Source organism: Methylobacterium sp. NEAU K, from assembly GCF_030700285.1.
GTDB lineage: Bacteria > Pseudomonadota > Alphaproteobacteria > Rhizobiales > Beijerinckiaceae > Methylobacterium.
In genome coordinates, this window is record NZ_JAUYZJ010000011.1 from 18203 (window position 1) to 31348 (window position 13146).

13 protein-coding genes are annotated in these 13146 nt (G+C 72.3%); 8 read left to right on the forward strand and 5 right to left on the reverse strand.

The window, feature by feature from the left end:
* Positions 1-23: 23 nt before the first annotated feature.
* Positions 24-1400, reverse strand: a complete 1377-nt coding sequence (locus tag Q8W67_RS11030; RefSeq protein ID WP_305545154.1) for a CoA transferase — start codon at positions 1398-1400, stop codon at positions 24-26.
* Between the two features lie 89 nt (positions 1401-1489).
* Here Q8W67_RS11030 and Q8W67_RS11035 point away from each other — a divergent pair, with 89 nt between their 5' ends.
* The 4 genes from Q8W67_RS11035 to Q8W67_RS11050 are packed head-to-tail and all read left to right on the forward strand — an operon-like array spanning position 1490 to position 5858.
* Positions 1490-3127, forward strand: a complete 1638-nt coding sequence (locus Q8W67_RS11035; RefSeq protein ID WP_305545157.1) for an ABC transporter ATP-binding protein — start codon at positions 1490-1492, stop codon at positions 3125-3127.
* Positions 3128-3129: 2 nt separating this feature from the next.
* On the forward strand, positions 3130-4350 hold the full coding sequence (locus Q8W67_RS11040) for a phosphopentomutase (protein WP_305545159.1): 1221 nt from the start codon (positions 3130-3132) through the stop codon (positions 4348-4350).
* A 13-nt stretch (positions 4351-4363) separates the two neighbouring features.
* Complete coding sequence (locus Q8W67_RS11045; RefSeq protein ID WP_305545161.1) at positions 4364-4555, forward strand: DUF1192 domain-containing protein; 192 nt, start codon at positions 4364-4366, stop codon at positions 4553-4555.
* 4 nt (positions 4556-4559) lie between these two features.
* Positions 4560-5858: a leucine-rich repeat-containing protein kinase family protein gene (locus Q8W67_RS11050; protein WP_305545163.1), complete on the forward strand. Its 1299-nt coding sequence runs from the start codon at positions 4560-4562 to the stop codon at positions 5856-5858.
* A 171-nt stretch (positions 5859-6029) separates the two neighbouring features.
* Here Q8W67_RS11050 and Q8W67_RS11055 read toward each other — a convergent pair whose 3' ends face one another.
* The 4 genes from Q8W67_RS11055 to fliL all read right to left on the reverse strand — a co-directional run bounded on the left by Q8W67_RS11055 (position 6030) and on the right by fliL (position 9367).
* The gene (locus tag Q8W67_RS11055; RefSeq protein ID WP_305545165.1) at positions 6030-6881 is read right to left on the reverse strand and encodes a MotE family protein; all 852 of its coding nucleotides are present in this window, start codon (positions 6879-6881) and stop codon (positions 6030-6032) included.
* Positions 6878-7381, reverse strand: a complete 504-nt coding sequence (locus Q8W67_RS11060; protein ID WP_305545168.1) for a DUF6468 domain-containing protein — start codon at positions 7379-7381, stop codon at positions 6878-6880. The genes Q8W67_RS11055 and Q8W67_RS11060 overlap by 4 nt, the downstream gene beginning before the upstream one ends.
* A gap of 74 nt (positions 7382-7455) precedes the next feature.
* Positions 7456-8673 (reverse strand): flagellar motor switch protein FliM, encoded by a 1218-nt coding sequence (gene fliM, locus Q8W67_RS11065; protein WP_305545506.1) that lies wholly within the window; start codon positions 8671-8673, stop codon positions 7456-7458.
* Between the two features lie 133 nt (positions 8674-8806).
* Positions 8807-9367 (reverse strand): flagellar basal body-associated protein FliL, encoded by a 561-nt coding sequence (fliL, locus tag Q8W67_RS11070; RefSeq protein WP_305545170.1) that lies wholly within the window; start codon positions 9365-9367, stop codon positions 8807-8809.
* A gap of 257 nt (positions 9368-9624) precedes the next feature.
* On the opposite strand from fliL, the gene flgF reads away from it, so the two are divergent.
* From flgF to flgH, 4 genes are read left to right on the forward strand one after another with little or no spacing between them, the layout of a single operon-like run.
* On the forward strand, positions 9625-10365 hold the full coding sequence (flgF, locus tag Q8W67_RS11075; protein ID WP_305545173.1) for a flagellar basal-body rod protein FlgF: 741 nt from the start codon (positions 9625-9627) through the stop codon (positions 10363-10365).
* Positions 10366-10379: 14 nt separating this feature from the next.
* The gene (gene flgG / locus Q8W67_RS11080; RefSeq protein WP_305545175.1) at positions 10380-11171 is read left to right on the forward strand and encodes a flagellar basal-body rod protein FlgG; all 792 of its coding nucleotides are present in this window, start codon (positions 10380-10382) and stop codon (positions 11169-11171) included.
* Positions 11172-11217: 46 nt separating this feature from the next.
* On the forward strand, positions 11218-12363 hold the full coding sequence (gene flgA, locus Q8W67_RS11085) for a flagellar basal body P-ring formation chaperone FlgA (protein WP_305545177.1): 1146 nt from the start codon (positions 11218-11220) through the stop codon (positions 12361-12363).
* 33 nt (positions 12364-12396) lie between these two features.
* Positions 12397-13143, forward strand: a complete 747-nt coding sequence (flgH, locus tag Q8W67_RS11090; protein ID WP_305545179.1) for a flagellar basal body L-ring protein FlgH — start codon at positions 12397-12399, stop codon at positions 13141-13143.
* Positions 13144-13146: the final 3 nt, after the last annotated feature.

Consider the following 13146-nt stretch of genomic DNA (forward strand, 5'->3'; position numbering starts at 1 on the left):
TTGTAGCGGGCTCCCGATGCGGATCAATCCGCCCGTTCCACCGCCCAGGCCGGGGCGTCGTCCCCGAGCAGGCGCGCCGCCCGCCCCCAGCGCATCGCGACGCCGGCCACCGCGACCGGCGGCCGTAGGCGCCGCGCCGGCCCCCAGGACGTCGCCTCGACCTCCCGGGCGAGATCCTCGGGCCCCTCGGGCGCGGGCTCCTCCTCCGCAGCCGACGGCCCCGCCGCGGCCAGGAGCGCCGCCGTCCGGGCCAGGGACAGCCGCGCCGCGCCGCCGGTGCCGTCCGCCAGTCGCCGTGCGAGGAGACGGAGCACCGCCGCCGCCATGAGGTAGCCGGTGGCGTGGTCGAGGGCTTGGACCGGGAGCGGCACCGGCCTGTCGGCCCCGCGCCAGAGCTGCCCGGCCCGGGCGATCCCGCAGCTCATCTGAACCAGGCTATCGAAGCCGCGCCGGCCCGCCCAAGGGCCGGTCCAGCCATAGGCATCGAGGGACACGTCGACGAGGCCCGGCGCCAGCGCCCGCCGGGCCTGCGCCCCATAGCCGAGCCCGTCGAGCGCGCCGGGCCGGTAGCCGTGGACGAACACGTCGGCGCCCGCGAGCAGACCCTCGAAGGTCGCCCGGTCGGCATCCCGGCGCAGGTCGAGCCGGGCGCAGGTCTTGCCCAGCGTCACCTCCGGCACGAGGGCGGGCTCGTCCCAGTCCGGCGGATCGATCCGCAGCACGTCCGCCCCGAAGCCGGCGAGGAACCGGGTCGCCACGGGGCCGGCGAGCACCCGGGTCAGGTCGAGCACCCGCAGGCCCTCCAGAGGGCGCCCTGGAAGGGGCCGCCAGCGCGAGGCCGTCCGGTCGGCGGCGGGCTCGAACGCCACCAGCGGCTCGGCCGCCACAGCGCGGCCCTGCGGATGCGCCGCCCAATCGTCGAGCCCGCGCATCTCGGCCGCGCAGCCGCCCTCCGCCAGGATCGCGGCTTCCAGCTCCGCCTTGGCCCACCCCGCCACCGCCCGCCCCATGCCGGCCCGATCCGCCTGCGAGCCCAGCACCCGCTCGGCCGCCGCCCGGTGGTGCGGGGCGTTGGTGTGCAGCCGGATCCAGCCGTCCCGGGCCCGGTAATCCCCGGCGACCGGATCCCACGGGGCCGGCACGCGCCAGCCCTCCGGCCGGAGCGCGGTCGCGAACCAGAAGGAGGCGAGCCGCCGGTCAACCTTGACCGGTCCGTCGACGCCTGCAACCTCCGCGAGCGCCAGAGCGGCGGCCGCCACCGTGCCGGCGGCGAGGTCCGAGACCCGGAACGCCGACGGCAGGGCGCCCGCCCCGATGACGCGCAGTTGCGCGAGGGACCGGGGCGATCCTTCGAAGACACTCCAGATTTGCGCAGCGATAGCTTCGGCGAATTCCGGCATCTCGATCTCCCCGGCGGCCCAACCCGCACGATCGCCCCTCCGGCGCACGATAGACTAGGGTCCCGGCCCGGGCGCGCTATAAGGGCCCCATGTCAGAGGCCGAAACCCAGCCGCTCCTGTCCGTCGAGGGCCTGTCCGTCGCCTTCCGCTCCCGAGAGGGCGATACCGCCGCCGTCGACGGGATCGCCTTCACCATCGGCCGGGGCGAGACCGTGGCGCTGGTGGGCGAGTCGGGTTCCGGCAAGTCCGTCACCGCGCTGGCGATCCTGCGGCTGCTCGACGGAGCGGCGCGCCAGAGCGGGCGGATCCTGTTCAAGGGCCGCGACCTCGCCAGCCTGCCGGAGCGGGCGATGCGCGACGTGCGCGGCGCCGACATCACCATGGTGTTCCAGGAGCCGATGACCTCGCTCAACCCGCTCCACACGATCGAGCGGCAGATCGGCGAGGTTCTGGGCCTGCACCGCGGCCTGTCGGGCAAGGCCGCCCGCAAGAGGATCCTGGAGCTGCTGGAGCTGGTCGGCCTGCGCGACGCCGAGCGTCGCATGGGCGCCTATCCGCACGAATTGTCCGGCGGCCAGCGGCAGCGGGTGATGATCGCCATGGCACTCGCCTGCGAGCCGGACCTGCTTGTCGCCGACGAGCCGACGACCGCGCTCGACGTCACCGTGCAGGCGCAGATCCTGGCGCTGCTGGCCGACCTGCAGAAGCGGCTCGGCATGGCGATGCTGTTCATCACCCACGATCTCGGCATCGTCGAGCGTATCGCCGATCGGGTCTGCGTGATGCTGCGGGGCAAGATCGTGGAGACGGGCGAGACCGGGGCGGTGTTCGCAGATCCACAGCACGAGTACACCCGTCGACTCATCGCGTCGGAGCCGAAGGGCCGCGCCAACCCGGTCCCGGCTGACGCGGCGCCCCTGCTCGAAGCCGGCCCGCTCAAGGTCTGGTTCCCGCTGAAGACGGGCCTGCTGCGGCGCGTCACCGGCCACGTCAAGGCGGTGGACGGGGTCTCGCTGAAGGTCCGCGCCGGCGAGACCGTGGGGGTCGTGGGCGAATCCGGCTCCGGCAAAACCACGCTCGGCCTCGCCCTGCTGCGGCTGACCGGGTCGGAGGGCCCGATCGTGTTCCTCGGCAAGGCCATCGACGGCTTCGGCGTGGCGCAGATGCGGCCGCTCCGCCGGGACATGCAGGTGGTCTTCCAGGACCCCTACGGCTCGCTCTCGCCGCGCATGTCGGTGGCCGACATCGTGGCCGAGGGTCTGGTGGTCCAGGGCGCCGTGCGCTCACGGGCGGAGCGCAGCGCCGTGGTGTCCAAGGCGCTCACGGATGTCGGTCTCGACCCGGCCGCCATGGACCGCTACCCGCACGAGTTCTCCGGCGGCCAGCGCCAGCGCATCGCCATCGCCCGGGCCATGGTGCTCAACCCCCGCTTCGTCGTGCTCGACGAGCCGACCTCGGCGCTGGACCGCTCGGTGCAGGCGCAGATCGTGACGCTGCTGCGCGACCTCCAGCGCGAGCGGGGCCTCGCTTACCTGTTCATCAGCCACGACCTGAAGGTGGTCCGGGCGCTGGCGAACTACGTGGTGGTGATGCAGAACGGCAGGGTGGTCGAGGAGGGCCCCGCCGAGACGATCTTCGCGGACCCGCAGAACCCCTATACCCGCGCCCTGTTCAAGGCCGCCTTCGCCCTCGACAGCGACGCCCCCAGCGAGCTGGAGCCGGCCTGACCGTGGCGCGCGCGCTCCTCATCGTCCTCGATTCCGTCGGCATCGGCGGCGCACCGGATGCCGACGCCTACGGCGACGTGGGTGCCGACACGCTCGGGCACATCGCCGAGGCTTGCGCGTCCGGGCGCGGCGACCGGGCGGGGCTGCGGGCCGGCCCGCTGCGCCTGCCCCATCTCGCCGCCCTCGGGCTCGGACTGGCCGCCGCGGGGGCTTCCGGCCGGATCCCCCCGAACCTCGCCCCCGAGGGGTCGCCCAGCGGCGCCTACGGCCATGCCGTGGAGACGGCCGCCGGCAAGGACACGCCGTCGGGCCACTGGGAGATCGCCGGGCTGGCGCTTCCGCAGCCCTGGGGGCACTTCCCCGACACGCAGCCGACCTTCCCGGACGTCCTCACGCAGGCTCTGATCGCGCAGGGCGGCCTGCCCGGCATCCTGGGGGACCGCCACGCGCCGGGCGTGGCCATCGTCGACGCACTCGGTGCCGAGCACGTCCGTACCGGCAAGCCGATCTGCTACACCTCGGCCGACAGCGTGTTCCAGATCGCCGCCCACGAGGAGGCATTCGGTCTCGAGCGGCTCTACGCGCTGTGCCGCGTCGCGCGCCGCCTGTGCGACCCCTACCGGGTCTGCAGGGTCATCGCCCGGCCGTTCGTAGGCACGGCGGAGGCGGGCTTCCGCCGCACCGGCAACCGCAAGGATTTCGCGGTCGAGCCCCCCGGGCGCACGCTGCTCGACCGCGCGGAGGCGGCTGGCCGCAGCCTCGTGAGCGTCGGCAAGATCGGCGACATCTTCGCCCATCGCGCCACCGGCCGGGAGATCAAGCCGGGCGCCAACGCGGACTGCCTCCTGGCGGCCCTGGAGGCCTTGAAGGCCCTGCCCGACGGCGGCCTCGTCTTCGTCAACCTCGTGGATTTCGACACGGAGCACGGCCACCGCCGGGACGTGCCGGGCTACGCCGCGGAGCTGGAAGCGTTCGACGCCCATGTGCCGGAGATTCTGGCGGCCCTCAGGCCCGGCGACCTCGCGGTGATCACTGCCGATCACGGCAACGATCCGACCTGGGCGGGAACCGACCACACCCGGGAGCAGGTGCCGGTCCTGGCCTTCGGCCCGGGCGTGGCGCCCCGAGCGATCGGCCGGCGGGAAAGCTTCGCGGATATCGGCGCCACCCTGGCGGCCCATCTCGGCCTGGCCTGGGACGGCGCCGGACGAGAGTTCCTGTAGGGAGGAGGAAGACGTGCGAGACGACGACGACCGGCCGCGCAAGGCCGTCGCTCACGAGATCGGGCAGCCCCTCGACACGCTCTCGCTCTCCGATCTCGACGCGCGCATCGCGCTCCTGCGCGAAGAGATCGCCCGGATCGAGGCGGCGCGTGCGGCCAAGCAGGCGGCGCAGGGCGCGGCCGACGCGTTCTTCAAGCGGAGCTGACGGCTTGGACCGGACCGAAACCCTCGCCGCCCTGCGGCGCGGCGATCGCGCGGGCGCGCGCGAACTGCGCCTGCCCGACGGGCTCGCCGCCTTCCCCCGCGAGGTTTTCGACCTCGCCGACACGCTGGAGGTGCTGGACCTCGGCCGGGGCGGCCTGACAGACCTGCCGGACGATCTCGGCCGCCTGCGGCGGCTGCGGGTGCTGTTCGGCTCCGGCCATCCCTTCCCGCGCCTGCCGCCGGTCCTCGGGGATTGCCCGACCCTCAGCCAGCTCGGCTTCCGGGGCTGCGGCATCCGGGAGGTCAGGGCGGACTCGCTGCCGCGCGACCTGCGCTGGCTGACGCTGACCGACAACCGGATCGAGCACCTGCCCGCCGCCATCGGCGAGCGCCCGCTGCTGCAGAAGCTCATGCTGGCGGGCAACCGGATCGCGCAGCTGCCCGACAGCCTCGCGGAGGCGCGGAACCTCGAACTGATCCGCCTGTCCTGCAACCGCCTCGACGCGCTTCCGCCCTGGCTCGCGCGCCTGCCGCGCCTCGCCTGGATGTCCTACGCGGGCAATCCCGCCGAGCCGGCGCCGGAGCCTGCCGGGGCGACCCGCGTACCGTGGACGGACCTGGAGGTCGGCGACCTGCTCGGGGAGGGGGCCTCGGGCCGGGTCCATCAGGCCCTGTGGCGCGGGCCCGGCGGCGGCCGGGCCGTGGCGCTCAAGCTGTTCAAGGGCGCGATGACCAGCGACGGCCTGCCCGAGCGGGAGATGGAGGCCTGCCTCGCCGCCGGCACGCATCGGGCGCTCACCGGCGCGCTGGGCCGGCTCGACGGCCACCCCGAGGGCGCGCAGGGGCTGCTGCTCCGGCTGCTGCCGTCGCATTGGCGCGTGCTCGCCGGCCCGCCGAGCCCGGCGAGCTGCAGCCGCGACGTCTACGACCCGGCCCTACGGCTCGACCCGGGTCAGGGCCTGCGGATCGCGCGCTCGGTGGCGGAGGCCGTGGCTCACCTGCACGGGCGCGGTCTGCTCCACGGGGACGTCTACGCCCACAACACGCTATGGGATGCGGGCACCGGCGCAGCCGTGCTGAGCGATTTCGGCGCCGCTTCGGCGCTCCCGGCCGGATCGGCCGGCGCGGCGCTGGCGCGGATCGAGGTGCGGGCCGTCGGCATCCTGCTCAGCGAGCTGCTCGACCGCTGCGAGGGGGCGCCGGACGGTTTGCGGGCGCTGGCGGACGCCTGCACACAGGCGGACCCCGCAGGGCGGCCGAGCCTGAGCGAGGTGGTCGCTGAGCTTGGGCGGCGACCGGACTGAGCCGACCGGGTGGACCTGGATCCGGCCGACACGTCAGAAAAATGCTGCCCTTGAGGCTCAAGTCTCATGCGCTCGAACCACGCAACATATTTGCGTGACCGGCAACCGTGTGAGAAGTGCCGCCTTCATCCGGAAAGGCGCCCCGACAGCCGGGCCGACCGGTTTCAGCCCCTAGCGTGCCATCGGCCCCGGATCGATCGCCGGCAGCTCGTTCGCCGGCAGGGCCGCCCCGGCCTGGGCCTGCGCGCCCGCGGTGCCGCGGGCGCGGTTGGCGAGCGTCACGGTCAGGCGCTCGGCGGTCTCGGGCTGCATCGCCGAGAGCACCTCGGCCATCTTGCGCGGGTTCATGGCCAGCACGATGGGTACGAGCACGTCCTGCCCGAGCCGGTCGAAGACCCGGGCGGCGTCCTTGGGCTTCATGGTCTCGTACATCGTGACGATGTTCTTGAGCCCCTGCTTTTCGGCCTCCTCGCGGGCCTTGGCGGCGGAATCGACCTTGTCCTCCGCCTGCTTGAGGTCGCCCAGCCCGGTCTCGAGCTTGCGCTCGGCCTCGTTGAGCATCTTCTCGCGCAGTTCCAGTTCGTCGCTCTTCTGGCGCAGCGCGTCACGCCGGGCGCCGAGCTTCTCCAGGAGCGCGCGCTCGGTGGGCGAGCCCGGCTGCGCCTTGGCAGCCTCCGGCCGCGGCATCTCGGGCGACTTATCGGGCGCAGGCGGCGGCTCCTCCTTGGCGCCGACCGAGCCCGTGGTGACGGGATCGGGGGGCTCGTAGCCGGTGCGGGCCCGGGCCACCGCCCGGCCGTATTCGGGCAGCGTTCCCGTGCCCGGCAGGCCCACCTGCGCCAGGGTGAGCAGCTTGAGCAGGAGCAGGCCGCCCGCGGCGATCGCCACGGCATCGATCAGGCGCAGCCGCATCGGCCGCACCGGCTTCAGGCGCGAGCGGCGCAGGGCCGTGCCGGCGCGGCGCGGCGCCTTCGGGGTGGGCTGCGGCGCCGGCGGGAGCTTAGGGGCCGGGACGCCGGTCACGCGGCCCGGGCCCGGACGCGGGCGAGGGCGCGCTCGCTCATGGCCAGGGCCGCGGCCGCGGCGGCGCCGAGGCGCTCGCCGTTCGGGCTGACGGGCTCGGCCCGCGGCGCGACGGGCGCCTCGGGCTCGGGCACCGGCCGCGGGGCCGGCGGCTCCGCCCGGACCGGCGTGGCGCGCATCTGCGCCACGATCGCGCCGATGCGCGCCACAACGGTCTCCCCGGCCGCGACCTGGGCGGCCAGCTCGGCGGAGCGAGCGCTGGCGGCCTCGATGCGCGTGGTGAGGGTGCGGTCGCCGTCGTCGATCGCCGCGCGCAGGCCCGCGATGGCGCGCTCGGCCGTGCCGGTGGCCACCATCAGGTCGCCGATGGTCTGGCGCAGGGCCGCCTCGTCGCCCTTGAGCTGGCTGATCCGCCGCGACAGGCGCAGGGAGCTGACGATCGTGACCGCCAGGAGGACCGCGACCAGGATGTCGGCGGCGAGCGTGACGAAGAGACTCATGATCCGGCCCTCATCAAGCTGTCGTTCGTTCGGATCGCATGATGAGTCCGGAGCACCGGTTTCCGCGTCATGCCCTAGCTGTCCGAACGGTTGTTCATCGAGGCCTCGTAGGCCTGGAACGTCGTGCGCGAGCGGCGCAAAGGCCGCGTGACCTGCACGGCGATGTTGCCGTCGACCTGGCCGATCCGCCCCTGGGTCAAGGCCCAGTCGCCGCAGCGCACGGCGATCAGGTCGGACGGCTTGGCGTCGAACATCAGGGTGTCGCCGACCTTGAGGCGCATCACCTGCTTGAGCGGCAGCATCATCTCGTGCAGCACGGCCTCCATGGCCACGTCGGCCTGCCAGATCTCGGTGGCGAGGTGGCCCTCCCAGACATGGTCGCGGCCGAGCTTCTCGCCCATGAAGCTCTGGGTCAGCAGCTCCCGGATCGGCTCGATGGTCGCGTAGGGGAACAGGATCTGCAGCATGCCGCCGCGCCCGTCGACATCCAGGCGCAGGCTGATCAGGATCGCGGCGTTGCCGGGCCGCGTGATGGTGGCGAAGCGCGGGTTGGTCTCGATCCGGTCGATGCCGAAGCTCACGGGCGAGAGCGGCTGGAACGACATCTCCAGGTCGCCGAGCACGATCTCCACGAGGCGGCGTACCAGCGTCATCTCGATCGCCGTGAACGGCCGGCCGTCGAGACGGCTGGAGGAACCGCCGCGCTTGCCGCCGAGCAGCAGGTCGAAGGTCGCGTAGGCTAGATTCGAATCGACCGTGACGAGGCCCGAATTCTCCCATTGCTCGGCGCGGAACACGCCCAGCAGGGTCGGCAGCGGGATCGCGTTGAGGTAGTCGCCGAAGCGCACCGACGTGATGTTGTCCAGCGTCACCTCGACGTTGTCCTGGAACAGGTTGCGCAGGGAGGTCGACAGCAACCGGATCATCCGGTCGAAGACGATCTCCAGCATCGGCAGGCGTTCGTACTGGACGACGCCCGAATCGACGATGGCCTGAACGCCCCCGGCCCCCGAGGCCGAGAGCTCGCGCATGGAGAAGCCGAGGACGCCGTCGATCTCGTCCTGGTTCAGCACCCGGTCGTTGCCGGCGAGTTCGGGGAGGTTGTCGCTCTCCCCGTCCTCGATCATCGTCGCCCATTCGGCGGCGACGTCTCCGGCGTTGCGCGTGGTGCCCTGCTCGGCGAGCGCCGCGCCCCATTCCTCGGCGAGCGACGTGTCCCCGCCCTCGGCACCCTGCTCCAGGAGGGCCGCCGACCAGTCGTCCTCGGGAAGTTCGTCCTCGGGTTCCATCAGGAGCGCTCGTTCAATGCCGGGTTCGGAGCGACGCTGGAGCCGTGACCGGCTTCCAGCCGTTGGTGCGACGCGCGCTCTTTCGCCGAACCGGCATCACCGTCGGCGGTGAGCGCACTGCGGGCCTTCGGCCGGTTCACTGGACGATCACGTCCTTGAACAGCACCGCCTCCACCTTGGCTGGGTAGACGGCGACGTTGACGCGGCGCAGCAGCTCCTCGCGCAGCCGGTAGAGGCCGACCGAGCCGGCGAGGTCGCTCGGACGCAGCTCGCGCATGTAGACCTGGAGCGCATCCTCGACCCGCGGCATCACGGGCTTCACCTCTTCCTCCGCCTTGGCGTCCTTGAGTTCCAGGGTGATGCGCAGCTTGGCGTACTTGGCCTTGTCCTGCGGCATGTCGGGGCTGAGGTTCAGAAGCATCTCGCGCAGGTCGACGAACACCACCGGCTTCTTGCCGTCCGGGCCGACAGCGTCGTCGCCGTGGCCGCCCCCGTGGCCGCCGCCATGCCCCCCGCTCTGCGCAGCCTCCTTGCCGTCGCCGTGCCCGCCGCCGTGGCCCATCATCAGGAACGCGCCCGCGCCGCCGACCACCAGGACCGCGGCGGCCACGATGATCATGAGCTTCTTCTTGCCCTTCGGAGCCGCGTCCGCGCCGGCCTCGCCGTCCTCGGCGGCCTTTTTGGGCTTCTTGGCCATGGGAAATAATGCTCTCTCGCGGACGTCCGCGCGCCGGTTACCCTCGGATATCGAAGCATCACGGTTAACGCGCCGTTAAGCGGGCAATTCCTGCCGAGTCAGGTTTGCCGCGGCGCAGCCCCGGCCTCGCGACGGAGTCTCCGACCCCTCAACCAAATCCCTAAAATCAAACGGGAAATCGGCGCCGCAGCCGTTGGCACAGCGGATGCTGAATGGATCGTCGCCGCCACCGCGGCGCGCCAGTTCCAGAGTCCACGATGCAGAATGCCCTCTTCGTCGGCGTATCGAGCCAGATGGCACTCCAGCGCGAGCTGGACGTGATCTCCAACAACATGGCCAACGTCTCGACCACGGGCTTCAAGGCCCGGAACACCCGCTTCCAGGAATACCTGATGCCGGTGGCGAGCGCGGATAGCTTCGCCCGGCCCGACCGGCGCCTCTCCTACGTGATCGACCAGGGCACGAGCCTCGACCTGGGACAGGGGCCGATCGAGCAGACCGGCAACCCGCTCAACGTCGCCATCAAGGGCTCGGCGTTCATCGCGGTCCAGTCGCCGCAGGGCGAGCGCTACACCCGCAACGGCGCCTTCGAGATCGACCAGACGGGCGCGCTGGTCACGAGCGACGGCTACAAGGTCGCCGGCGACGGCGGGCCGATCACCATCAACCCGCAGGAGACCGGGCTGACGATCGGATCGGACGGCACCGTGTCGACCAACCTCGGCATCCGCGGCAAGATCAAGCTCGTCACCTTCGCCAATCCGCAGCGGCTCACCAACGAGGGCGGCAACCTCTACGCCTCGCCGGATCCCGCGCGACCGGCCGGGATCGACGGCCGGCTGGAATCGGGTGCGCTGGAGCGCTCGAACGTCCGGCCGGTGATCGAGATGACCCGGCTGATGGACGTGAACCGCTCCTACGCCATGGTGTCGAGCATGATCACCCGCCTCGACGACCTGCGGGGCACGGCGATCCGCCGCCTCGCCGACGTCGCGTAAGGGGGGCCCTTTCGATGCGCGCCCTCTATTCTGCCGCCACCGGGATGGCGGCCCAGGAACTGAACGTCCAGGTCATCTCGAACAACATCGCGAACCTGCGCACCACCGGCTACAAGCGCCAGCAGGTGCACTTTCAGGATCTGCTCTACCAGAACCTGCGCCGGGCCGGCTCCTCGACCTCCGAGCAGAACACCCAGCTCCCCGCCGGCCTGGCCCTGGGCTCGGGCGTGAAGACCACCTCCACGGCCCGGGTCATGTCGCAGGGCACCCTGAGCTCCACCGAGAAGGATTACGACGTCGCGATCCGCGGCGAGGGCTTCTTCCGCGTGACGATGCCGGACGGCCGCACCGCCTATTCCCGGGACGGCTCCTTCGACCTCTCGGCCACCGGACAGCTCGTCACCCGCGACGGATACCTCCTCGATCCGGCGATCACCGTGCCGCAGACGGCGACCTCGGTGACGATCAGCGCCACGGGCGCCGTCCAGGCGACGCTGCCCGGGCAGACGGCACCGCAGGCGCTCGGCCAGTTCCAGCTCTCGCGCTTCGTCAACAAGGTCGGCCTCGAGTCGATCGGCGACAACCTGTTCGTCGAGACCGCGGCCTCGGGGCCGGCGATCAGCGGCCTGCCGGGGGCGGAAGGCTTCGGCAACCTCCAGCAGAGCTACCTGGAAGAGGCGAACGTCAACGCCGTCACGGAGATCTCGTCGCTGATCGCCGCGCAGCGCGCCTACGAGATGAACTCGAAGGTCGTCACCGCCGCCGACCAGATGCTCTCCACCACCTCGCAGATGTTCCGCAGCTGACCGCGCGTCGCGCCCTCGCTTCAGGTCTCCGCCCATGTATGCCGGCATGCTCCCCGATTCCGCACTCTCCGACCTGCCCCTCGTCAGCACGGCGGTGGACGAGAGCGACCTCAGCCCGATCGTCCCCCGCACCCGCCCGCGGGTGTCGCCCCTCGGGGCCGCGGTGCTGCTGCGCGCGGCGCTCGCCTTCCTGACCTTCGCGGCCCTCGGCGCCCTGGCGATCCCCGCCATGGCGGAGACGGGCGTGCAGCAGGTGGCCCCGCCGAAATCCGAGCCGCGGCTGCGCGGCGACGTGACCGCGCGGGGCGATGTCCTGACGCTGGCCGACCTCGTCGAAAGCGCCCCGGAAGCCCTGGCCGGACGCCCGTTGTTCCGTGCCCCCGCGCTCGGCGCCACCGGAACGATCCAGACCCGCCGCATCGTCGAGGCCGCGACCGCCCTTGGGATCCAGGGCCTGGAGACCGGCGGCCGGATGCAGATCGCCGTGCAGCGCGCCGCCCGGCGCCTCGGTCCGCCGGACATCGAGGCGGCCCTGAAGCGCGGCCTGGAATCGGGCTACGGTCTCGACCCGCGCAGCGTGGCGGTCCGCTTCGACGGCGATGGCCCGACGCTCCTGGCGCCGGTGGACCTGAACGGGCAGGCCGCCGCCCTCGACATGACCTACGATCCGCGCTCCCACAGGGTGTCCGGCCTCGTCAGCCTCGGCGAGCGGCAGGCCTCGCTGCGGGTCTCGGGCGTGGTGATCGAGCTGCGCGAGGTGGCGGTGCTGACCCGGGCGCTCAATCGGGGCGAGCCGGTAAAGGAGAGCGACCTCGTCACCGAGCGCCGCCCGCGCGAGGCCGTGGCCGGCGACGCGCAGGCCGGCGCCTCGGCGGCTGTGGGCGAGGTCGCGCAGCACGCGCTTGCGGCCGGCACGATTCTCAGGATCTCCGACACGGCCCCGCCGGAACTCGTGGCTCGGGGCGAGAGCGTCACCATCGTGTACGAGACGCCGAGCGTCAGCCTGTCGATGCGCGGCCTCGCCAACGAGGGCGGCCGCCTGGGCGCCGTCGTCAACGTCGTGAACGTCACCTCGAAGAAGGTCCTCCAGGCGACCGTGATCGGGCCGGGCCGGGTCTCCGTCGGTCCCGGCCCCGTCGCCCAGCAGGGCGCCACCGCCCCGCAAGTCCAGGCGACCGCGTCCCTGCGCTGATCGCCCTCCTTAATGCGTCAACGAGTTCTCCCGATGGCCCGCCGCACTGTCCTGACCCCGCTCGCCGCCATGCTGGTCGCCGGCCTCGGCGCCTGCAACACCGCCGACCGGCTGTCGCAGGTCGGCGCCACCCCGGCCCTGTCGGCGATCGAGGATCCGACGACCCAGCCCGGCTATAAGCCGGTGCGGATGCCGATGCCCGACGTGCAGCCGGTCTCGTACGCGCCGAACTCGCTCTGGCGCACCGGCTCCCGGGCATTCTTCAAGGACCAGCGAGCCGCGCGGCTCGGCGACCTCCTGACCGTGAAGGTCAACGTCACCGACCAGGCCAACATCAGCAATGAGACCAAGCGATCCCGGGCCAGCGCCGAGAGCTTCGGGTTGCCGAACGCCTTGGGGCTGGAGAACAACGCCGTCGGCAAGTCCTTCGGCGTCGGCGGCACCGCGCTGCTCGCCGCCACCTCGGCCACCTCCAACGATGGCGCCGGCTCGGTCCAGCGCGCCGAGACCGTGACGACGAACGTCGCCGCGGTGGTCACCCAGGTCCTGCCCAACGGCAACCTCGTGGTCGAGGGCAAGCAGGAGATCCGCGTCAACTTCGAGGTTCGCGAGATGGTGGTGGCCGGCGTGGTGCGGCCGGAGGACATCGAATCCGACAACACCATCGACTCGACCAAGATCGCCCAGGCCCGGATCGCCTATGGCGGCCGCGGCCAGATCACCGACGTGCAGCAGCCCCGCTACGGCCAGCAGATCGTGGATATCCTGCTGCCGTTCTGAGAC